General features: G+C 61.4%; 15 protein-coding genes and 1 pseudogene. 9 read left to right on the forward strand and 7 right to left on the reverse strand.

Features of this window, described 5'->3' with window-relative positions:
- Positions 1-778: 778 nt before the first annotated feature.
- From ACKJSM_RS22140 to ACKJSM_RS22150, 3 genes and pseudogenes are all read left to right on the forward strand, one after another.
- Positions 779-982: pseudogene (locus tag ACKJSM_RS22140) on the forward strand (HAMP domain-containing protein); the annotation flags it as partial.
- 153 nt (positions 983-1,135) lie between these two features.
- Positions 1,136-1,840 (forward strand): methyl-accepting chemotaxis protein, encoded by a 705-nt coding sequence (locus tag ACKJSM_RS22145; protein WP_371917332.1) that lies wholly within the window; start codon positions 1,136-1,138, stop codon positions 1,838-1,840.
- 154 nt (positions 1,841-1,994) lie between these two features.
- Positions 1,995-2,384, forward strand: coding sequence for a hypothetical protein (locus ACKJSM_RS22150; protein WP_011332417.1), 390 nt, complete (start codon positions 1,995-1,997; stop codon positions 2,382-2,384).
- Here the strand turns inward: ACKJSM_RS22150 and ACKJSM_RS22155 are convergent, their stop codons facing one another.
- Both ACKJSM_RS22155 and cra read right to left on the reverse strand, forming a co-directional pair.
- Entirely contained in the window at positions 2,385-3,161 is a 777-nt protein-coding gene (locus ACKJSM_RS22155) for a TatD family hydrolase (protein WP_410238849.1), read from the reverse strand.
- Positions 3,162-3,164: 3 nt separating this feature from the next.
- Entirely contained in the window at positions 3,165-4,160 is a 996-nt protein-coding gene (gene cra, locus ACKJSM_RS22160; RefSeq protein WP_236181468.1) for a catabolite repressor/activator, read from the reverse strand.
- 307 nt (positions 4,161-4,467) lie between these two features.
- Between cra and ptsP the strand changes: the two genes are divergently transcribed.
- Genes ptsP through ACKJSM_RS22180 form a run of 4 tightly spaced genes read left to right on the forward strand, consistent with a single transcriptional unit; the run spans position 4,468 to position 11,616 of the window.
- A complete protein-coding gene (gene ptsP, locus ACKJSM_RS22165; protein ID WP_410238850.1) occupies positions 4,468-7,329 on the forward strand; it encodes a phosphoenolpyruvate--protein phosphotransferase in 2,862 nt (953 codons plus the stop codon).
- Positions 7,329-8,270, forward strand: coding sequence for a 1-phosphofructokinase (pfkB, locus tag ACKJSM_RS22170; RefSeq protein ID WP_236181470.1), 942 nt, complete (start codon positions 7,329-7,331; stop codon positions 8,268-8,270). Before ptsP ends, pfkB begins: the two co-directional genes overlap by 1 nt.
- Positions 8,271-8,281: 11 nt before the next feature.
- The gene (locus ACKJSM_RS22175) at positions 8,282-10,015 is read left to right on the forward strand and encodes a PTS fructose-like transporter subunit IIB (protein WP_410238851.1); all 1,734 of its coding nucleotides are present in this window, start codon (positions 8,282-8,284) and stop codon (positions 10,013-10,015) included.
- A gap of 59 nt (positions 10,016-10,074) precedes the next feature.
- Positions 10,075-11,616, forward strand: a complete 1,542-nt coding sequence (locus tag ACKJSM_RS22180; protein WP_410238852.1) for an alkaline phosphatase D family protein — start codon at positions 10,075-10,077, stop codon at positions 11,614-11,616.
- Positions 11,617-11,670: 54 nt separating this feature from the next.
- Here ACKJSM_RS22180 and ACKJSM_RS22185 read toward each other — a convergent pair whose 3' ends face one another.
- Entirely contained in the window at positions 11,671-14,199 is a 2,529-nt protein-coding gene (locus ACKJSM_RS22185; protein WP_410238854.1) for a PepSY domain-containing protein, read from the reverse strand.
- Positions 14,200-14,331: 132 nt separating this feature from the next.
- Positions 14,332-16,653, reverse strand: a complete 2,322-nt coding sequence (locus ACKJSM_RS22190; RefSeq protein WP_410238855.1) for a TonB-dependent receptor — start codon at positions 16,651-16,653, stop codon at positions 14,332-14,334.
- A gap of 207 nt (positions 16,654-16,860) precedes the next feature.
- On the opposite strand from ACKJSM_RS22190, the gene ACKJSM_RS22195 reads away from it, so the two are divergent.
- Together ACKJSM_RS22195 and ACKJSM_RS22200 are read left to right on the forward strand one after the other, a co-directional pair.
- Positions 16,861-17,541: a Fe2+-dependent dioxygenase gene (locus ACKJSM_RS22195; RefSeq protein ID WP_039769208.1), complete on the forward strand. Its 681-nt coding sequence runs from the start codon at positions 16,861-16,863 to the stop codon at positions 17,539-17,541.
- Complete coding sequence (locus tag ACKJSM_RS22200) at positions 17,542-18,321, forward strand: tetratricopeptide repeat protein (RefSeq protein ID WP_236181475.1); 780 nt, start codon at positions 17,542-17,544, stop codon at positions 18,319-18,321.
- Positions 18,322-18,338: 17 nt separating this feature from the next.
- On the opposite strand, the gene ACKJSM_RS22205 is transcribed toward ACKJSM_RS22200, so the two are convergent.
- From ACKJSM_RS22205 to ACKJSM_RS22215, 3 genes are all read right to left on the reverse strand, one after another.
- A complete protein-coding gene (locus ACKJSM_RS22205) occupies positions 18,339-19,340 on the reverse strand; it encodes an alpha-xenorhabdolysin family binary toxin subunit B (RefSeq protein WP_410238857.1) in 1,002 nt (333 codons plus the stop codon).
- 30 nt (positions 19,341-19,370) lie between these two features.
- Positions 19,371-20,435, reverse strand: coding sequence for an alpha-xenorhabdolysin family binary toxin subunit A (locus tag ACKJSM_RS22210; RefSeq protein ID WP_410238858.1), 1,065 nt, complete (start codon positions 20,433-20,435; stop codon positions 19,371-19,373).
- Positions 20,436-20,601: 166 nt separating this feature from the next.
- Positions 20,602-21,765 carry a type III PLP-dependent enzyme gene (locus tag ACKJSM_RS22215; RefSeq protein ID WP_039769212.1) on the reverse strand — a complete coding sequence of 388 codons (1,164 nt, stop codon included), beginning with the start codon at positions 21,763-21,765 and terminating at the stop codon, positions 20,602-20,604.
- Positions 21,766-22,026: the final 261 nt, after the last annotated feature.

Consider the following 22,026-nt stretch of genomic DNA (forward strand, 5'->3'; position numbering starts at 1 on the left):
GACGCTGCGCCGGGATCTGGAAACCCTCAACAATCTGGTGCAGATCGATGTCACCCTCGGCCAGTCCGGCAAGGCCGGCAATGTCGAGGCGCAGATCACCGGTCTTGAACAAAACGTTCTGGCGCGCCTGCAAGGGCTGACGCCGATGACCGAGGATCCGGAGCAGATCAAGTTTTTCGAGACCAAGCGCGATGAAATGATCGCCGCGTTCAAGGTCCAGCAAGCGGAAAACTCCCTGCAAAGCAAAAGTGCGCTGATCGGCAAATTGCTGGGCAATGCGCAGATTTTCAGCCAGATCGTGGCCAGTCAGGCCGGATTGAGTCGCGACAACCAGAGCGACATACGCCAGCTCAGTGAGTTGATCACCGCGATCACGCCGGCCATCACCCAGGCTTTGGGCGAAGGCCGGGCGATGGGCTCGTATTCATTGGGCCAGGGCTTTCTCAACAGTTCGTCGAGCACCCGGTTCGACGAGTTGCTGGTGCAGATCGAAAAACTGCAGGCCGAATATGGCCTGAAATTGCAGGACGCGCTGGGTTCGAGCAAAGCCGCCGGTGATTCCCTGAGCGCCCCGGCCGATGCCAGCAAGGCGTCGCTGAAACAGGCCGGCACACTGATCGAAGAACAAGTGGTGATGGCCGAAACCCTCGACGCGCCATGGCAGGGGTTTTATGACCAGGTGACCGGGTTGATGGACCAGACCTATCAGCTCAATGACGCCACCCTGAAGTTCCTCGACACCCAATTGCAGCAACGCCTGGGGCAAAACCGCACGCACATGGTGCTGCAAGCGGTGGCGCTGTCGGTGGTGTTCGTGCTGATTTTCTATCTCTACGGCGGCTTCTACGCCTCGACCCGCGCCACCCTGAAAAACCTCGGCGCCATGATGGACAAGGTGGCGGCGGGCGACATGACAGTGAATTTTCACGCCAATAGCCGCGATGAACTCGGCGAGTTGGGCGAAGTGTTCAACGGTACGGTGCGGAAAATCCACGACCTGATCGAACGGGTCGGCCACACCGTTGGCGAGGTCGAGCGGCAGGCGGGGCAGGTGGAAAACGTCTCGGCACAAAGCAATCAGGCGGTCGCCGGGCAACGCACGCAGATCGAGCAGGTGGCCACCGCGATGAACCAGATGTCGGCGACGTCGCTGGAGGTGGCACGCAGTGCGGCGGCAGCAGTCAGCAGCGCCCACAGCGTGAACGACGAAACCATCAATGGTCGCGGGCTGGTGGAATCGCAGCAGGGCAGCATCGCGGCCCTGGCGAGCGAGATCGATCAATCGGTGTTGGTGATCAACCAGTTGGCCAGCGACAGCCAGGCGATCAGCCGCGTCCTGGAGGTGATCAAGAGCATCGCTGAACAAACCAACCTGCTGGCGCTCAACGCCGCGATCGAGGCCGCGCGGGCCGGTGAGCAGGGGCGCGGTTTTGCCGTGGTCGCCGACGAAGTCCGGACGCTGGCCAAACGCACCCAGCAATCGACCGAGGAAATCGAGCAGATGATCGCCAAGCTCCACGGTGGCGTCGGTGCGGCAGTGAAGGCCATGGGCGTCAGCCATCAGATGGCCAACGGCACGGTGGGGCAGTCGGAAAAGGTACAACAGGCGCTGGAAAACATCCTCGGCGCTGTCGGCATGATCGTCGACCAGAACCAGCAGATCGCCGCCGCCGTCGAGCAGCAGACCGCCGTCGCCCACGACATCGACCAGAACATCGTCGAGATCAACCGTGCCGGCGAGCGCACCGCAGAAGGTGCGCATCAGACCGAAGATGCCAGCCGTGCGTTGTCGGCGCAGGTGGTCGAGTTGAAGCAGTTGATCAGCGCGTTCCGGGTTTGAATTGACCTGCCTCTTGTGAGGCAGGTTTTTTCGGAATGGCTTGTAGTACTTTTTTGCCTACATCTGTAAGCCCAATCCTGTTTTCCTCCAGGCGCTGGTTTTTCGGCCTCAATGAACCAAGCTCAGTTCTTTGACCACTTGGAGGAGATCGCATATGTCTGTCGCAACTCTGGGCGTCCAGGGCCGCTGCGCCCACTGCCAGACCACGCTGGTGCTCAAGCCCTGGCAGCTGAATGCCATTTCGATCCACGAAGCGTTCACCTGTGCCCATTGCCAGAAAAGCCTGGAATTGCGTTGCCCCAAGCAGATCAAACGTTTCCGTTCGCTCGATTCACTCGGCCTGCTGCGCGCCAGTGCGCTGGTGACGGTGTGCACCGCGCTGCTGGTGGCCCTGGTGATGGAATGGGTGGGTCTGCTCAGCGTCACCGAGCAGCTGAACGGATCGCTGATCGCGATTTTCGTGTACTTCGCGGTGATTCGTTATGCCCGGCAGCGCCAGCACCTGACGCTGATTCTCGACGCGGCCAAGGCCCACGCCGACTGACTACCAGCCGAACACCTCGCAGCTGTTGGCGGTACTGGCGGCAGCGAGTTGTTGCGCACTGATGTTCATCAAAGTGGCCAGTGAGTCGCAGATCGCCGGCAGATGCGCCGGTGTATTGCGCATGCCGGGGAACATGGCGGGCGCCATGTCCGGTGAGTCGGTTTCCAGCACCACCGAATCCAGCGGCAAGTCGGCCAGCACCCGGTGCATGCGCAACGCCTGCGGCCAGGTTGGCGCACCGCCAAGGCCGAGTTTGAATCCGAGCTTGATGTATTCCCGCGCTTCCTCACGGCTACCGGCAAAGGCGTGAATGATCCCGGCGCGCCTGAGCTTGAAGCGCTTGAGCGTGGCAATCACCGCTGCATGGCTGCGCCGCACATGGATCAGCGCCGGCAACTCGAAGTCCGCCGCCAGTTGCAGCTGCGCTTCGAACAGCACCTGCTGGCGTTCGCGGTCGAGGGTTTCGATGAAGTAATCCAGGCCGATTTCGCCGACCGCGCACAGTTGTCGATGACCCGTTAACCGTGTCAGCCAATCGCCCAGTGCATGCAAGTCTTCAGGCCGATGCTGCTCGAGATAGACCGGGTGCAATCCGAAGGCCGCGTACAAATCGGCATCGCTTTGCACCAGATCCCACACCCGTTGCCAGTTTCCCTCGTAGACACCCAACACGACCATTCGCCGCACGCCGAGGGCGCGGCTTTCGGTGAGCAACGCCGCACGGTCGGCGTCGAAGTCGGGGAAGTCCAGATGGGTGTGGCTGTCGATCAGCTCCACGGCTCAGTCCCGGTGAATACGCTGCTTGAAAGTCCGGGCGATGGCTTGCACGCCAGGCTGGTAGTCCGATTGCTCGACCGCCGCCAGCGCCAGTTCCAGCGCCTTGTCGGCGATCAACTGGTGCTGCTGGGCCATGGCGTTGACCGGCAACGGCAGGAAATCGAGCAACTGGGTATCACCGAACGTGCCGAGGCGCAGCGGGCGTGACTTGAGCGGGAAGTCGTGCAGCGCATCGAACACGCCCTGCAGTAACACGTAGGAGGTGGTCACCAGCGCATCCGGCAAATGCCCGAGGCGTTGCAGGAGTTCTTCCATCAATTGCTTGCCGCATTCGCGGCTGAAGGAGTCGGCGTGCTCGATCAGCACCTCGCCCTTGAACCCGGCCAAGGCTTGTTTGAACCCGGCCGCCCGTTCCTGGCTGATGCTCAGTTCCGGACGCGCGCCCAGCAACACGATCTGCTTGGGTTGCGGGTCGAGCAGGCTTTCGGTCAGGTGCAGGCTGGCTTCGCGGTCATCGCTGACCACCGAGCAGAAGTGTTCGGCATCCATCACCCGGTCGATGGCAATGATCGGCAGACCCTTGGCCTGCAACTGGCGATAACTGTCGTCACCGGCCGGCAGGCAACTGGCGACGATCAACGCATCGCAACGCCGGGCGCGGAACAGTTGCAGCAGTTGCCGTTCGCTGTCCGGTGCATCGTCGGAGCTGGCGATCAGCAGCTGATAGCCGCGTGCCCGGGCGCCTTGTTCCAACAGTTTGGCGATCCGCGCGTAGCTGGGGTTTTCCAGATCCGGCAGGATAAAACCCAGGGTTCGGGTGTGCCGACTGCGCAGCCCGGCCGCCTGTGGATTGGGGGTAAAGCCGTGCAGATCGACCACCGCCCGCACCCGCTCGACGGTGGCGTTGCTGATGCGTTGCTGTTCGGCCTTGCCGTTGATGACGTAGCTGGCGGTGGTCACGGACACTCCGGCCAACCGCGCGATATCACTGAGTTTCAACCCGGGATTTCCTTGTTTTTTCGAGCATGCCGCGACATTTTCGCCAATCCTACCCGATTCAGGCAGGCGACCATTGTCTCAGCGCATCCGACAAGTTGGACTTCAAGGATGGGACATTATCGAGTAACGTGCCGATCAATCTAGATTAAACGTTTCAGCAAGCGTATTTTCTACGTTTTAGACGCCTTTGGCCGGTTCTGCCGCGAAACCGCCAAAACGGCCTCCTGAAAGGGAAGTCGAGAAGCGCCTAAGCTGAAACCATTCAAAAACAATACCTGGCGTTACCTGACGCCAAAAAGGAGATCGCATGCTCGAGCTCACTGTAGAGCAGATATCCATGAGCCAGTCGGCTGTGGATAAACCCGCCGCTTTGCAATTGCTGGCCAGTCATCTGGTCGCCGATGGTCTGGTCGCCGACGGATACCTCGCCGGCCTGCAGGCCCGGGAGGCCCAGGGCTCGACCTTCCTCGGCCAAGGCATTGCGATCCCCCACGGCACGCCCGAAACCCGCGATCAGGTGTTCGCTACCGGCGTACGCTTGATGCAGTTTCCCGACGGCGTGGACTGGGGCGATGGTCAGATCGTCTATCTGGCCATCGGCATCGCCGCCAAATCCGACGAACACCTGCGCCTGCTGCAACTGCTGACCCGCGCCCTCGGCGAGACCGATCTGGGCCAGGCCCTGCGCCGCGCCAGTTCGCCCGAAGCATTGTTGAAACTGCTGCAAGGCGCGCCGCAGGAACTGGCGCTGGATGCGCAGATGATCGGCCTCGGGGTCTCCGCCGACGATTTCGAAGAACTGGTCTGGCGCGGTGCGCGTCTGCTGCGTCAGGCCGATTGCGTGAGCAACGGTTTCGCCGGCGTATTGCAGCAGGTCGAAGCGCTGCCGCTGGGCGATGGACTGTGGTGGTTGCACAGCGAGCAGACCGTGAAGCGTCCGGGCCTGGCGTTTGTCACGCCGGACAAACCGATGCGTTACCTCGGCCAGCCGCTCAGCGGTCTGTTCTGTCTGGCCAGCCTCGGTGAAGCGCATCAAGCGTTGCTCGAGCGTTTGTGCGCGTTGCTGATCGAGGGTCGCGGCCATGAACTGGGCCGCGCCACCAGCAGCCGCAAGGTCCTCGAAGTGCTCGGCGGCGAATTGCCGGCCGATTGGCCAAGCGCACGTATCGCACTGGCCAACGCCCATGGTCTGCATGCGCGGCCGGCGAAGATCCTCGCGCAACTGGCGAAAAGTTTTGACGGCGAAATCCGTGTGCGCATTGTCGACGGTCAGGACAGCGCCGTATCGGTGAAGAGTTTGAGCAAACTGCTGAGCCTCGGCGCCCGTCGCGGGCAGGTGCTGGAAATCATCGCCGAGCCGAGCATTGCCGCCGATGCGTTGCCGGCCTTGCTCGCCGCCATCGAAGAAGGCCTCGGCGAAGAGGTCGAACCGCTGCCGGCCGTCAGCCAGCAACCCGAAGTGATCACCGATATAGCCGAAGTCGTCATTGCCCCGGCCTCCGGCAGCCTGCTGCAAGCGATCCCCGCAGCACCCGGCATCGCCATCGGCCCGGCGCACATTCAGGTCCAGCAAGCCATCGATTACCCGTTGCGCGGTGAGTCCGCCGCCATCGAGCGTGAGCGTCTCAAGCAAGCGCTGGCCGACGTGCGTCAGGACATTCAGGGCCTGATCGAACGCAGCAAGGCCAAGGCGATCCGCGAGATTTTCATCACCCACCAGGAAATGCTCGACGACCCGGAGCTCACCGACGAAGTCGACACCCGCCTCAAGCAGGGTGAAAGCGCCGAAGCGGCGTGGATGGCTGTGATCGAGGCCGCCGCGAAACAACAGGAAGCGTTGCAGGATGCGCTACTCGCCGAACGCGCCGCCGACCTGCGCGACATTGGTCGCCGGGTGCTGGCGCAGCTGTGTGGCGTGCAGACGCCCGCCGAGCCTGAGCAGCCGTACATTCTGGTGATGGATGAGGTCGGCCCGTCCGACGTCGCGCGTCTGGATCCGGCGCGGGTCGCCGGGATTCTCACCGCCCGTGGCGGCGCCACCGCTCACAGCGCCATCGTGGCCCGTGCGCTGGGGATTCCGGCGCTGGTCGGTGCGGGCGCTGCGGTGTTACTGCTGGAACCGGGTACGCCGTTGCTGCTCGATGGCCAGCGCGGTCGCCTGCATGTGGACGCGGATGCCGCGACCCTGCAACGCGCCAGCGAAGAGCGCGAAAGCCGCGAACAACGCCTGAAAGCCGCCGCCGAACAACGCCATCAACCGGCGCACACCCGCGACGGCCACGCCGTGGAAGTGTTCGCCAACATCGGTGAAAGCGCTGGCGTCATCAGCGCGGTGGAGCAGGGCGCCGAAGGCATCGGCCTGCTGCGCACCGAGCTGATTTTCATGGCCCACCCGCAAGCGCCGGACGAGGCGACTCAGGAAGCCGAATACCGCCGCGTCCTCGACGGCCTCGCCGGTCGGCCGCTGGTGGTGCGCACCCTCGATGTCGGTGGCGACAAACCGCTGCCGTATTGGCCGATCGCCAAGGAAGAAAACCCCTTCCTCGGCGTGCGCGGGATTCGCCTGACCTTGCAGCGTCCGCAGATCATGGAAGCGCAGCTGCGCGCCTTGCTGCGTTCGGCGGACAACCGTCCATTGCGGATCATGTTCCCGATGGTCGGCAGTGTCGAAGAATGGCGTCAGGCCCGCGACATGACCGAACGCCTGCGTCTGGAAATCCCGGTCGCCGACCTGCAACTGGGGATCATGATCGAAGTGCCGTCCGCCGCGTTGCTGGCGCCGGTGCTGGCCAAAGAGGTCGACTTCTTCAGCGTCGGCACCAATGACCTGACCCAGTACACGCTGGCCATCGACCGTGGTCATCCGACCCTGTCCGCCCAGGCTGACGGCCTGCACCCGGCGGTGCTGCAACTGATCGACATCACCGTGCGCGCGGCCCATGCCCACGGCAAATGGGTCGGTGTGTGCGGCGAGCTGGCGGCGGATCCGCTGGCGGTGCCGGTGCTGGTCGGCCTCGGTGTGGATGAACTGAGTGTGTCCGGGCGCAGCATCGCCGAGGTCAAGGCACGCATCCGCGAACTCAGCCTGACCCAGACGCAAACCCTTGCTCAACAAGCCCTGGCCGTGGGCAGCGCCAACGAAGTGCGCGCATTAGTGGAGGCCCTGTAATGGCCAAGATTCTTACCCTGACCCTCAACCCGGCGCTGGACCTCACGGTGCAGTTGCCACGCCTGGAGGCCGGTCAGGTCAACCGCAGTGACGAGATGCACACCCACGCCGCCGGCAAGGGCGTCAACGTCGCGCAAGTACTGGCCGACCTCGGTCATCAACTGACGGTCAGCGGCTTTCTCGGCGAAGACAATCTGCAGGCCTTCGAAAACCTGTTCGGCAAACGCGGTTTCGCCGATGCGTTTATCCGGGTGCCCGGCGAGACCCGCAGCAACATCAAAGTCGCGGAGCAGGACGGACGGATCACCGACATCAACGGCCCGGGGCCGGTGGTCGGTGTAGTGGCGCAGCAAGCGTTGCTGGATCGACTGGTGCAGATTGCGCCGGGGCATGACGCGGTGGTGGTCGCCGGCAGTTTGCCGCGCGGGGTCAGTGCGCAGTGGCTGCGCGAGTTGGTCGAGCGCTTGAAGGCGCTGGGCCTGAAAGTCGCCCTGGACACCAGTGGCGACGCCTTGCGCGCAGCGCTCAAGGCCGGTCCGTGGCTGATCAAGCCGAATACCGAAGAGCTGGCCGAAGCGCTGGGCTGTGAAGTGCTGTCCCATGCGTCTCAGGCTGAAGCGGCCGATCGTTTGCACGCGCAGGGCATCGAGCATGTGGTGATTTCCCACGGCGCCGAAGGGGTGAACTGGTTCAGCGTCGGCTCGGCGCTGCATGCGACGCCGCCGAAAGTCAGCGTGGCCAGCACGGTCGGCGCCGGCGATTCGTTGCTCGCCGGCATGCTCCACGGTCTGCTCAGCGCCGACACGCCGGAACAGACTCTGCGCACGGCCACCGCGATTGCGGCGCAGGCGGTGACCCAGATCGGTTTCGGTATTCACGATGCTGCGCAACTGACGCGGCTCGAACAGGGCGTGCGTGTGCGCCCCCTGACAGAACAATAAGAGGGTTTGTCATGAAGTTAGCCATTGTCACGGCCTGCCCGAACGGCATGGTCACCAGTGTGCTGTGCGCCCGGTTGCTGGATGCCGCGGCCCAGCGTCAGGGCTGGAGCACCAGCGTCGAAGTGGTGGATGCCGCGCACCCGGAACGCGAGTTGTCGGCGGCCACCATCGAGGCCGCCGAGTGGGTGTTGCTGGTGGCCACGGGATCGGTGGACATGACCCGGTTCATCGGCAAGAAAGTCTTTCGGATCGCGCCGGCGCAAGCCCTGCAGGATGTCGAGGAGGTGCTGCGGCGTGGCGCCGTCGAGGCCGAGGTTTACATCGCTGCCGAAGCACCGCCCGTGGCTGCCAGCGCCAATGTGCCGCGTCTGGTTGCCGTCACCGCCTGCCCGACCGGCGTCGCCCACACCTTCATGGCCGCCGAAGCCCTGCAGCAAGCCGCCAAGCGTCTGGGCTACGACTTGCAAGTCGAAACCCAGGGCTCGGTCGGCGCGCGAAATCCGCTGAGCGCAGCCGCGATTGCCGAGGCAGACGTGGTGCTGCTGGCGGCTGACATTGAAGTCGCCACCGAGCGTTTCGCCGGCAAGAAAATCTACCGCTGCGGCACCGGGATTGCGTTGAAGCAATCCGAAGCCACGCTGAAAAAGGCCCTGGCCGAAGGTGTCGTGGAAAACGCTGCCGGCGACGGCAAGGCCCCGGCCAAACAAGAGAAAAGCGGCGTCTACAAACACCTGCTGACCGGTGTGTCGTTCATGTTGCCGATGGTGGTGGCGGGCGGTCTGATGATCGCCTTGTCGTTCGTCTTCGGCATCACCGCGTTCAAGGAGGAAGGCACGCTGGCGGCGGCGCTGATGCAGATCGGTGGCGAGACCGCGTTCAAATTGATGGTGCCGCTGTTGGCCGGTTACATCGCCTGGTCGATTGCTGACCGCCCCGGTCTCGCGCCGGGCATGATCGGCGGTTTGCTGGCGAGCACCCTGGGCGCCGGCTTCATCGGCGGGATCGTTGCCGGGTTTATCGCAGGCTACGCGGCCAAGGCGATCAGTCGGTATGTGGTGCTGCCGCAAAGTCTGGAGGCGCTGAAACCGATTCTGATCATCCCGTTGTTCGCCAGCCTGTTCACCGGTCTGGTGATGATTTATGTGGTCGGCAAACCGGTGGCCGGGATGCTCGCGGCGCTGACCCATTTCCTCGACAGCATGGGCACCACCAACGCGATCCTGCTCGGTGTGCTGCTGGGCGGCATGATGTGCGTCGACCTCGGCGGGCCGATCAACAAGGCCGCTTATGCGTTTTCGGTGGGGCTGCTGGCCTCGCAGAGTTACGCACCGATGGCCGCGACCATGGCCGCCGGCATGGTGCCGCCGATCGGTCTGGGCATCGCCACGTTCATCGCTCGGCGCAAGTTTGCCCAGACCGAGCGCGAAGCCGGTAAAGCGGCACTGGTGCTCGGGTTGTGTTTCATCTCTGAAGGGGCGATTCCGTTTGCCGCGAAAGACCCGTTGCGGGTGATCCCGGCAAGCATCGCCGGCGGTGCGCTGACCGGTGCGCTGTCGATGTATTTCGGCTGCAAACTGATGGCGCCCCACGGTGGCCTGTTCGTGCTGGCGATTCCGAACGCGATCAACCATGCGCTGCTGTACCTGCTGGCGATTGTCGCGGGCAGTCTGCTGACGGCCGTGGTGTATGCGCTGGTCAAGCGGCCGGAAGCCTTGGAACTGGCGCTGGAGCCGGCGAAGGCGTGAGGTGTCACACCCTTTTCATCTAGCGGTGCTTAAGTTTTCCTTTTTTCAGGGAGAACACCATGAGCGATTTCAATCCCGGTCGCCGGCGCGTGATGCAAGCCGTCGGCGCCGGACTGCTGATGCCGGGGCTGGCGCCGGCCGTGATCGCGTCGGTCAAGGATCGACCGCAACTCACTGACGGCGTGCAATCCGGCGACCTGCAGGGCGACCGGGCGATGATCTGGAGCCGCGCCGACCGCCCGGCGCAGATGGTGGTGGAGTGGGACACCCGCAGCCAGTTCCGCCACCCGCGCCGGGTGGTCTCGGCGCTGGCCGATGCCCGCAGCGATTTCACCGCCCGCGTCGAACTCACCGGGTTGCCCGTCGATCAGGCGATTTTCTACCGCGTGTATTTCAAGGACGCCCGCACCGGTGTTTCCAGCGAACCGTGGCTCGGCCATTTGCGCAGTGCCCCGACGGCGCGGCGCAATATCCGTTTTGTCTGGAGCGGCGACACCGTCGGCCAGGGCTTCGGCATCAACCCCGATATCGGCGGCATGCGCATCTACGAAGCCATGCGCATGCGCTTGCCGGACTTCTTTATCCACAGCGGTGACACCATCTACGCCGACGGCCCGGTGCCGGCGCAACTGACCACTGAGGGTGGCCGGATCTGGCGCAACCTCACCACGGAGGCCAAGAGCAAGGTCGCCCAGACCCTCGACGATTATCGCGGCAATTACCGCTATAACCTGATGGACGAAAACGTCCGTCGCTTCAACGCCGAAGTGCCGCAGATCTGGCAGTGGGATGACCATGAAGTGGTCAACAACTGGTCGCCGGGCAAACAGCTCGACGAGCGCTATCAGGAAAAAAATATCCACACTCTGGTCGGCCGCGCACGTCAGGCCTGGCTCGAATATGCGCCGATGCGTTTACAGGCCGCCGATGGCGGCGGGCGGATTTATCGCAAGCTGAGTTACGGGCCGATGCTCGATGTGTTCGTGCTCGACATGCGCAGTTATCGCGGGGCCAACGACGACAATCTCGGGGCGGAAAAACCGTTCCTCGGACGCGAGCAACTGAACTGGCTCAAGCGTGGATTGAAGGCCTCGAAAGCCCAGTGGAAAGTGATTGCCGCCGACATGCCGATCGGTCTCGGCGTGCCGGATGGCGAGGTCAGTCCCGGGGTTGCGCGCTGGGAAGCAGTGGCTAACGGCGACCCCGGCCCGGCCCAGGGACGTGAGCTGGAAATCGCCGAGCTGCTGGGCTTCTTGCGCGCGCAGCAGGTGCGCAATTTCGTGTTCCTGACGGCGGACGTGCATTACTGCGCGGCGCATCACTATCACCCGGATCGCGCGGCGTTCCAGGATTTCGAACCGTTCTGGGAGTTTGTCGCAGGGCCGTTGAACGCCGGCAGTTTCGGACCCAATCCGCTGGACAAGACCTTCGGCCCGCAAGTGGTGTTTCAGAAAGCTCCACCGACGCAGAACGCTTCACCGTTTGCCGGTTTTCAGTTTTTCGGCGAGGTGAACATCGAGGGGCAGAGTGGGGAGATGAGCGTGGTGTTGCGGGATCTGGAGGGTGTGGCGGTGTTTGAGCAGAAACTGCAGCCCGTCTGAATCCAGTGTTGAATCTGTGGGAGCAGGGTTGCTCCCACAGTTGCCCAAGGTGAATCAGTAAACGTCGCGGCGATAGCGACCCTGTTCGATCAAGCGTTCGACTTCGGCGGCGCCCAGCACTTCATTGAGCACCTGATCCACCCCTGACGCCATGCCTTGAAGGCTGCCGCAGATGTAGATCACCGCACCGTCCGCCAGCCATTTCTTCAGCTCGCCGGCCGATTCGCGCAGGCGGTCCTGCACGTAAATCTTCTCGGCCTGATCCCGCGAGAACGCCAGATCGAGGCGTTCCAGATCACCGTTGATCAACCACTCTTCCAGCTCTGCGCGGCAGAGGAAATCGTGCTCGCGATTGCGTTCGCCAAACAACAGCCAGTGACGCTGCTGGTTGTCCGCGATCCGCGCCTTGAGCAAACTGCGCAGCCCGGCAAGACCGGTGCCATTGCCCAGCAGGATCATCGGCACCGGCGCGTTCGGCAGATGGAAACCGCTGTTGCGGCGCACCCGCAGGCTGATGCTGCCGCCGATCTGCGCATGCTCGGTCAGCCAGCCGGAGCCGATGCCGAGGCTGCCGTCGGCATGCTGTTCCTGACGCACGATCAGCTCCAGCACGCCGTCGGCGGCAATCGAGGCGATCGAGTATTCGCGCATGGCCAGCGGCACCATCGCATCCACCAGCGCCTGGGCGTGCAGGCCGACCAGATGGGCGCGGTGCTCGGGCAATTGGCGGCTGGCGAGGGCCACTTCCAGCGGCTCCTGCAGGCCGTTGACCTTGACGCTGGTTTCGCCACGGATGCCGAGACCGTCGAGGAAATGCTCGATCGCCCACGGGCAGTTGCGCGGCAGCACTTCCACCAGATCGCCGGCCAGCCAACTGCGGGAGGTCGGCGCGGTCAGACCCAGCAGATAGACCGGTGCGCCGGCGCTGTCCGGGTTCATCAGCTCGCGGCGCACCAGCGTCCAGTTCTCGTAGCTCGGCGCCTGCCAGGTGTCGACCGGCGCTTGTCCGGTGATGTGGCCCAGCTGTGTCTGCCAGTGACGCAGGGCGTAAGGATCGCCGCTGTCGACTTCCACCGGCGCGAACAGGGTCTTGCCGCCGTGCTCGCTCAGCCATTGATGCAAGCGCCGGGCGAAGCCGCAGAAGTGTTGATACTGACGGTCGCCGAGGCCGAGTACGGCGTAGTTGAGGCTGTCGAGGGTCGAGGCGTTGTTCAGCACTTTGCGTTCGAAACCGCGCGCGCTGTCCGGCGCTTCGCCGTCGCCGAAGGTACTGACCACGAACAGCGCGTTGTTCGACTCGCGCAGATCCTGCTCGCTGACATTCGCCAGCGGCTGCACCTTCACCGGCAATCCGGCGGCCTGCAATTGGCCGGCGGTCTGCCACGCCAGTTGCTCGGCAAAACCGCTCTGGCTGGCGAAGCCGATCAGCCACGCGGGGGTATCGCCAGCCGGTTGGTCGAGGCCTTTGCGCGCATCCTTGATCTGCTTTTTCTTGCGTCGGCGATCCAGGTACAACAGCCAGCCGGTGATGAAGAACAGTGGCATCAAGACGGCTGCGACGGTGACGATGATCCGCCCGACCAGACCGAAATAACTGCCAACGTGCAGCGCGTAAATGCTGGTCAGCAATTGCGCCTTGAAGCTTTTCTCGGCGTAGCGCTCGACGCGTTTGACGACGCCGGTGGCCGGGTCGAGGGTGATCTGGTTCAGCGCGCGGTCATGGGGCGAGCTGTCGAGCAGATAAAACACGGTCGCCGGTTGGCCGGCCACTGGTGGCATGCGGATGTTGTAGGAGGCCAGGCCCGGACCCGCGGCGCTGTAGATGCTGACCCACATCGCGGCGTAATCGGCAGTCGGCGCCGGACCTTCAGGCGCCGGGCCACGACCGCCGCGTACACGCTCGTTTTGCGGCGCATCGGAAAGCAGTTTGGTCAGGCCTTTGTTGTACCACTCGTAGGACCAGGACAGTCCGGTCAGTGCCAGCAACAGGTACACCAGCATGCACCAGGTGCCGAACACCGAGTGCAGATCCCAGTTGAAGCTGCGGCCCTTTTTCTTCCAGTCGAGGGTCAGCCACACGCGCCAGCTGCGCCACTGGCGGGGCCAGCGCAGGTACAGGCCGGACAGACAGAAGAACAGCAGCATCAGGGTGCAGGCACCGGTGATGTTGCGCCCGGTGTCGCCCATGGCGAGGAACCGGTGCAGTTGCAGCATCAGGCCGAAGAAGTCCTGGCCAGTGGCCTCGCCCTTGAACTCGGCGGTGTAGGGATCGAAGTAGCGCATCTCGCCCCGGCGCTCACCTTTGGGCGGGGTGAACCAGACGCGGCCGGCGCTGCCGCTTTCGGTTTCGACCGAGAGCATCGAGACTTTCTTGCCCGAGGCGGATTCGATGTGCGCCACCAGATCGGCGGGCGGCAGCACACCGGCGACCTGTTTCTCCACCCGCAACACGGATGGGTTGAGGGCTTTGAGAATTTCGTCCTGAAACGAATAGGCAGCGCCGGTGATGCCCATCAGGGCCAGCACCAGCCCGGCAGTGATGCCAAAAAACCAGTGCAACTGGAACAGGGTTTTCTTCAACACGTTGCTTGCCTTGTCCGTTCGGAGGTTGTGTTCACGGCGTGCATTATGCCGTGGCCTATCGAGAAACGTTCTTTATTACGCACAAAAGCCCCGCTCAAATGAATGAACGGGGCCCGATGCTTGCGGCTTCTGTCAGAAGTGGAAGTTGGTGCTCAGCAATGCCGTACGTCCCGCCGCCTGGTTGGCGAAGTGGGTCGAGAAAGCCTTGTCGTAGTAGGTCTCGTCGGTCAGGTTCTGTACGTTCAGTTGCAGGTCGACGTTCTTGCTCAGCTTGTACGCCGCCATGGCGTCGTAGCGAACGTAGGAATCGACCAGGGTGGTGTTGGCCACGTTGCCGAATACGTCATCCACGTAGAAGGCGCCGCCACCGATGGTCAGCTTCGGCGTGACCTGGTAAGTGGTCCACAGGCTGGCGCTGTGTTTCGGCGTGTTGGGCAGCTCGTTACCGTTGTTGGCCTTGTTGGCCGGCAGGTCACCACCGTCCACTTGCTCGCTGTCCATGTAGGCGTAACCGGCGAACACCTGCCATTTGTCGGTGATCTTGCCGCTGGCCGACAGCTCGATACCTTGAACGCGGGTCTTGCCGGCGTTTTCGTACGAGGTGGTATCCACCTGGACACGCGCGTTTTCTTTCTCGGTGCGGAAGATGTCGGCGGTCAGCGACAGGCGATCGTTCAGCAGGTCCCACTTGGTACCGATTTCGTAGTTCTTGGTGGTTTCCGGCTCCATGTCGCTCTTGAGCAGGTTGCCGTTGCGATCCGGCGTGCCGCCCAGCGGGTTGCCTTCCTGACCTTCACCCAGGGTGTTGCCCGGCGGAGTGGCGGAGGTGGCGTAGGACGCGTAGATGCTGCCGTTCTCCGCCGGCTTGTAGACGACGCCGAACTGGCCGGTGACGAACTCGCTGGTGTCCGAACCCTTGGAGGTGGTGCGGCCAGCGTTGTTGTAAGTCTTGTAGCCGGTTTCAAAGTGGTCGTAACGCAGGCCCATGTTCACCAGCCATTGCTCGGACAGCTCCAGAGTGTCGAACGCATACAGCGCGTAGGTATCGGACTGGGTGTCGGTGCCGGCGTAGTTGCGCGAGATCGCGCCGTTCCACGGATCGTTCGGGGTCGGGTTCGACAGCGAGGTGCAGTTGTAGCCGCTGGCAGCGCCGATCAGGCCCGGGTTGCAGTTGTTGGTCACGGCCGAGGTGCGCGGCGTGGTGTCGGTGTTGACGCTGTACGAAGACTTCTGGCTTTCCTCACGGGTGTACTCGACACCGGTGGAGAAGCTGTTCTTGAAGCCGGCAACGTAGAAGTTGCCGAACAGGTCGGTCTGGTTGGTGGTGGTCTCGGTGTTGCTCACGCGAGTGTTCGCACGACGCCAGACGCTGCCGTTGTTGACGTTGCCCTTGCTGTCGTCCGGTTGGGTCAGGATGTAATCCTGCATGCTGGTGCCGTGACGCAGGGTGTTCTTGATGGTCAACGAGTCGCTCAGGTCGTGCTCGATGGCGAAGGTCGCGGTGTCGGTGCGGCCCTTGCGGAAATCGCGGTCCAGACCGTAGAAGTTGCTGTGATCGCCGCCGGCGTACGGTTTGTCCGGGTTGGACTTGGTACGTGCTGCCGAGCCGCCGGCCGGAATCGTGTAAGGGATGCCCGAGTCCGGCGTGTCGTTGCTTTCAAGATGGTAGTAATCGAGGTTGACTCGGGTGTCGGTGCCCAGACCGAAGGCCAGCGACGGCGCGATGCCCCAACGGTCGTAATCGACCTTGTCGCGACCGGCGACGTTGCTTTCGTGGCTCATCAGGTTCAGACGGCCGGCAGCGGTGTCGCTGAACTGGTAGTTGCCATCCATCGTGTAGCGCTGGGTCTGGTCGGAGCCCCAGGTGAAGCCACCGTCGAACGAGTTGCCCAGGTGCGCTTTCTTGCTCACCAGGTTGATGCTGCCGCCGGCTGCGCCGCGACCGCCGATGGCGGAGTTCGGACCCTTGCTGACTTCGATGTTTTCCACGGCGAAGATCTCGCGGCTCTGGGAGCCGGTGTCGCGCACGCCGTCGAGGTAGGTGTCGCCCTGGGCGTCGAAACCGCGGATGAACGGACGGTCGCCCTGCGGGTTGCCGCCTTCACCGGCGCCGAAGGTGATGCCCGGCACGGTGCGCAGCGCGTCCTGCATGTTCAGGACGCCGGTGTCTTTCAGAACTTGTTGCGGGATAACGGTGACCGAGCGCGGCGTGTCGACCAGCGGCGCGGTGTACTTGGGCGAGGAGGCTTTCTCGACCTGGTAGGACGTTGACTCCTGAGCTTCGCCGGTGATGGCGGTAGCGTCCAGGGCGATGGCATTGCCGGAAGCCTTGCTGTCGGTTTTTTCGGCGGCAAACACCATGTGGCCTGCGGAGCCGGCGGTAATTGCCACGCCGATGGCGGAAGCGAGCAGACGTGGTGAACTGACCGGTAATTGTGCGGGTTGACGTGCCATTTTTATTCCCCTCCCCAAGGATTTGAGGCGGCGGAATATAGGGTAAACAGGTATTCGTATCAATTGCGAAACATTACTATTCGCGACAAATTTACATTCTTTACAATTTAACCTTACGGTTTTTGCCGGTTCATTCGTCTAGCGGGTTTTACACAGTCAATAAGAATCAATACCATTGGCATCCCTTTGTCATCCGGTGACTTCGCCATGTTGCTGCACATCCCCGCGCTGTTCGAGAAAGACGAAGTGCAGCGCATTCGCGAGGCGCTGGAGCAGGCCGACTGGGCCGATGGCAAGATCACTGCCGGCTATCAGTCGGCCAAGGCCAAGCACAATCTGCAATTGCCGGAAGGCCATCCACTGGCCAAGGAAATCGGCGCGGCGATGCTGGAGCGCCTGTGGAAAAATCCGCTGTTCATGTCTGCCGCGCTGCCACACAAAGTATTTCCGCCGTTACTCAACTGCTACACGGCGGGCGGCAGTTTCGATTTTCACATCGACAATGCCGTGCGCCAGCCCAAGGGCAGCATCGAGCGGGTACGCACGGATCTGTCGGCCACGCTGTTCTTCAGCGAGCCCGAGGACTACGACGGCGGCGAGCTGGAAATCCAGGACACCTTCGGCACTCAACGGGTAAAACTGCCTGCCGGCGACATGGTGCTGTACCCCGGCACCAGCCTGCACAAGGTCAACGCGGTGACTCGCGGCGCGCGTTATGCCTCGTTCTTCTGGACTCAAAGCCTGGTGCGCGAAGACAGCCAGCGTGCCTTGCTGTTCGAGATGGACGGTGCGATCCAGCAACTGACTCAGGACATGCCCGATCACCCTTCGCTGATCCGCCTTACCGGCACTTATCACAACTTGCTGCGCCGCTGGGTCGAGGTGTAAGTGGCGGACTTTCGTTTGCGCCGCGAAGAAGTCCTCGACGGCGAACGTCTCAAGGGCATGCTCGAAGAAAGCCCGGCCCGTGCAGCTCAGGCGATTCTTATCGCAGCAGGTGAGGGCGTGCTGGAAGCTCAGGCGCTGCTGGGGCAGATTCTTCTGGACGGTCACGGGATCGCTCAGGATCAGCCGCTGGCCTTGCGCTGGTTTGAAATCGCCGCGGGGCAGGGTCATCTGATGGCGCGCAACATGCTCGGTCGTTGTCATGAACATGGCTGGGGCTGTGCCGCGGATGCCTCGGCTGCGGCAGGGCACTATCGAATCGCCGCTCGAGCCGGCCTGGATTGGGCGATGTACAACTTCGCCAACCTGCTGGCCACCGGGCGAGGAGTGGCGGCAGATCATCTTCAGGCGCTGGACTTGTACCGGCGCGCTGCCGAGGCTGGCCACGCCAAGTCGATGAACCTGTTGGGGCGTTATCTGGAGGAGGGGCAGGTGTGCCGCCAAGACCTGGCAGCGGCTCACGACTGGTATCGGCGTTCAGCCGAGGGCGGGGATTTTCGTGGTCAGTTCAGCCATGCAGCGATTCTGGCCGAAGCTGGGCGAATCACCGATGCCCTGCACTGGCTAGATAAAGCGCTGGTTCACGGCAATATGAATTTCTTGAGGGTTGCCAGCGAGGCGCTGCTCGCTTCCCCGCACGCAAAGATCCGCGCCATGGGGGGAGCTTATCGTCAACGCCTCTGTGCACTCGAGACCGAGTCTCCAGCCCTTCATCGACCATGAAGGGCTGGAGTGATCGATCAGCCGCGCAACCAGCGGCTTTTAAGGGGAATCAGGTAACTGCGCAGGGCCTGGCTGTGTTCGAGCACTCGTTCGCCACGCAGCAGAATGTCTTCATGGAGCGTAGCCGTGAGGGCGTCAAGAAACGCGGAGAAGGCATCCGATAATTTGCGTGTCTCTCTGACGTAGGCTTGTTGGTGTGGCACGACTTTCTGGGTGTCGTTCAACTGGCGAGTCTTGTCGTCGTTGTCGCGCAATTGTTTCTCCAGGGAGGCCAGGCGTTCTTCCCGTTGCACGAGGCGCGTCTGGATGATTCGTCGTGCTTCGATCAGATCCTTGTATTTGATCAGCTCGTTGGCCTCGTCCAGAAACTTGTTGGCGACGATCAGCCCGGCTTCGAGTGCTGCAGCTGCAGGCGACTTGGGCCTGTTGCCGATCATTGCCGCCAGTTGCTCGAGCAAGGGTTTGATCCGGTCGATGAATGTCAGCTTTTCAAACTCGGCAATCGCAAGATTCAGCACCGCCTCGTCGGCTTTCAATTCAGTCAGCGGGACTGTCTCGGTTTGGTATTCCCGATCCAGGTTGACTCTGGCGTTCGCCAGCTCTTCGAGCCTGAAACGGTTGTTACTGATGGCAATGCTCTCAACAGTGAAGACGCTGTCGTGCAGCGACGAATGCAGCGTTGTCATTTGTACGGTGCACAGTGTGATCAGTTGCTCGACGATTTGCGAATAGAGCTTGCGTGCATGCTCAGCCTGACTGTTCGACTCACGTTGATTGAGGATGGCCAGTGCCTGCAGGTTTTCGTTCAGATCATCCGTGTCCAGCGCTGTCATTGCCGATGCGATGGTGTTGGCAGCGACAAGATCCAGTTCGCTGATGGCTGCATTCAAACGAACCAGTTCATCGCTCAAGGCTTTGATATACAGATTGGCGGAGCCAATGATTGCCTGAAAACGAATAGCCTCACGGCTTTCTTGAATGCGGCCAAGGTCGGGAACGACATAGGAAATTTTTGTCATGATGATTTCTTCTTGATTGAAATGATCGAGTCAGTCGAATGCTTTGATAAGTTGTTCCGAGTTGGTTTGAACGGTCTTCCAGTTCTTAAGAACAACTTTCAAACTCGAGACGAAACTTCTCAGGGTCAGGAATTCGTTGATCCCCATTAATTTGTTTTGCGAGGCGTTGATGTAGTCCGTAATGGAGATCCACAGCGTTTCAAGTTGCGAGGTGCTTTGGATGGCACCCTCTACATAAATCGACATGCTGTTCAATCCCGTCTGGAACTCCATGAGCGAGCCCGCGAGGATGTTCTTTTGCTTGACCTGCTCGACCAATAAATCTCGTTGATCAATCAGAGGGCGCAAGTGGATTTTCTGCTGAAGTTCGAGGTGCTGGTACCAGGTCGATGAACCGCCTCTGTAACCAACGATAAAGCCAAGGATATGTTCGAAAAAGTTCGGCTCGGTTTCCCTGGTCTTTTCATCAATGCTTTTTTGGGCCTGATCAATGGCGGCATTCAGCTCGGTGAGCTGTCGGTTGATTTGCGCATCACTGGCCAGTCGCAGTTTTTCACCAATACCGATGGCAACCTTGTCGTTAAGGTCGCTCTTGAAGTATTTCAGGCGTTCGCTGACGTCCTGGCTGCTGAGTTTTTTCTCTCCGATCGACCTTGCAATGAACGCCAGCGATTCTTGAATGGAGCCGAAACGGTTCTTCTCGGTCTTGCCGATCTCCAATGGCGGGAGACTGGCGATCTCTTCCTCGGACAGCGAGTCGATGGTGCCCAGGTAGTTTATGTAGCCCGGCATGCTCACGATGGCGTCGATAATATCCTGACCGAAATTCTCCAGATCTTCTGAAAACGTCGACAGACTTCCAGCCACGCGTTTCATCGAGTATTCAATGTCGTTCCAGGCGTTGGCGTTATTGATGATCAGGTGATTGAGTTCGACAACGTCAAGCACCTCAAGGCCGGAAATGCCGGTGGACTTGGTGTTTAGTTGCGCTTCCACAGCTTCGATACTGCGCGGCAGCGTCCTGGCAGCGGATATGTAGTTTTTGATTTTTCTGATGTCGTCTGTGGTGACGAACGGGTTTGAACTCGGTTGCACTTTTAGTTCCTTTTAAAGTGTTGTTCGAGTTCTAAGCGTAAGCCTGTTTTTTGGCTGGCGGGTATGGGTTTAGTGTGACCTGTTGTTGTTTATTATTTGTTGTTATTTGGAACTTGCTGCATAAAAAAACCGTGCCTGGGCACGGTTTTTTTATGCGCTGTGCGTGTTACACGTAAAACGATTTCAGCGGCGGAAAACCATTGAATTCAACGGCGCTGTAACTGGTGGTGTACGCACCGGTCGACAGCCAGTACAGGCGATCACCAATGGCCAGGTTCAGCGGCAGGCCGTACTTGTAGTTTTCGTACATGATGTCGGCGCTGTCGCAGGTCGGGCCGGCGATCACGACTTCTTCCATCTCGCCTTTCTTCTCGGTCCAGATCGGGAACTTGATTGCTTCGTCCATGGTTTCGATCAGGCCGGAGAACTTGCCCACATCGGTATAAACCCAACGCTCGACGGCAGTGCGGGATTTACGGGCAACCAGTACCACTTCGCTGACCAGGATGCCGGCGTTGGCGATCAGCGAACGGCCCGGCTCGAGGATGATTTCCGGCAGGTCATCACCGAAGTCTTCCTTGAGGAAGCGGATGATTTCTTCGGCGTAGGTTTCCAGGCTGTTGGTGCGGGTGATGTAGTTGGCCGGGAAGCCACCGCCCATGTTGATCAGCTTCAGGTGGATGCCGTCTTCTTCCTTCAGACGCTCGAAGATCACTTTGACCTTGGCGATCGCGGCGTCCCAGACGCTGATGTCGCGCTGTTGCGAACCGACGTGGAACGAGATGCCGTAAGGCACCAGGCCCAGGTCACGGGCGAGGATCAGCAGGTCCATGGCCATGTCGGTCTGGCAGCCGAATTTGCGCGACAGTGGCCAGTCGGCGGTGGTCGAGCCTTCGGTCAGGATGCGCACATAGACTTTGGCGCCCGGTGCGGCCTTGGCGATGTTGCGCAGGTCGGCTTCCGAGTCGGTTGCGAACAGACGCACGCCCTTCTCGTAGAAGTAGCGAATGTCCTTGGATTTCTTGATGGTGTTGCCGTAGCTGATCTGGTCCGGGCTGACGCCACGGCTCAGCACTTTGTCCAGCTCGTAGATCGAAGCGATGTCGAAACTCGAGCCTTTCTCTTTGAGCAGGTCGATGATCTCGACGGCCGGGTTGGCCTTGACCGCGTAGTAGACCTTGGCGAATTCGAAACCGGCGCGCAGGTCATCATAGGCCTGGGCGATCATCGCGGTGTCAATCACCACGAACGGGGTTTCCTGTTTGTCGGCGAACGCCTTCATTTTCTGAAAGGTTTCGCGCGCGAAATAGTCTTCGACCTGGATCGACATACCTGGGAGCTCCTACTGGCAAACGTTAGTAATCAATGGGTGCAAATGAACGTCCTCCGTATCCCCACTTTGGTTCGCCTACTTCCCAAGGCAATGGCGCCGAAAGCAAAAAGGCCATTCAGATCGTTCGAGAGCTACTGCGCCTGGCAATACTGCGTTGGGAAGAGGCTCGGAGTGCTCATTTACAACCAGTAAACTCCGCTTCCTCGCCTTTTCCGCCTTGTCTTGCCTGCGCTCGCTACGCTCAAACGATCTGGGGTC

The organism is Pseudomonas sp. PHC1, from assembly GCF_046487845.1.
GTDB classification, from domain to species: Bacteria; Pseudomonadota; Gammaproteobacteria; order Pseudomonadales; family Pseudomonadaceae; genus Aquipseudomonas; species Aquipseudomonas sputi.

Bases quoted from the DNA above. Each gene is read 5' to 3' on its own strand.
- ACKJSM_RS22175 (WP_410238851.1), top strand. From the start codon at position 8,282: ATGAAGTTAGCCATTGTCACGGCCTGCCCGAACGGCATGGTCACCAGT.
- ACKJSM_RS22145 (WP_371917332.1), top strand. From the start codon at position 1,136: ATGTCGGCGACGTCGCTGGAGGTGGCACGCAGTGCGGCGGCAGCAGTC.
- pfkB (WP_236181470.1), top strand. From the start codon at position 7,329: ATGGCCAAGATTCTTACCCTGACCCTCAACCCGGCGCTGGACCTCACG.
- ACKJSM_RS22205 (WP_410238857.1), bottom strand. From the start codon at position 19,340: ATGACAAAAATTTCCTATGTCGTTCCCGACCTTGGCCGCATTCAAGAA.
- ACKJSM_RS22180 (WP_410238852.1), top strand. From the start codon at position 10,075: ATGAGCGATTTCAATCCCGGTCGCCGGCGCGTGATGCAAGCCGTCGGC.
- ACKJSM_RS22190 (WP_410238855.1), bottom strand. From the start codon at position 16,653: ATGGCACGTCAACCCGCACAATTACCGGTCAGTTCACCACGTCTGCTC.
- ACKJSM_RS22215 (WP_039769212.1), bottom strand. From the start codon at position 21,765: ATGTCGATCCAGGTCGAAGACTATTTCGCGCGCGAAACCTTTCAGAAA.
- ACKJSM_RS22150 (WP_011332417.1), top strand. From the start codon at position 1,995: ATGTCTGTCGCAACTCTGGGCGTCCAGGGCCGCTGCGCCCACTGCCAG.
- ACKJSM_RS22195 (WP_039769208.1), top strand. From the start codon at position 16,861: ATGTTGCTGCACATCCCCGCGCTGTTCGAGAAAGACGAAGTGCAGCGC.
- ptsP (WP_410238850.1), top strand. From the start codon at position 4,468: ATGCTCGAGCTCACTGTAGAGCAGATATCCATGAGCCAGTCGGCTGTG.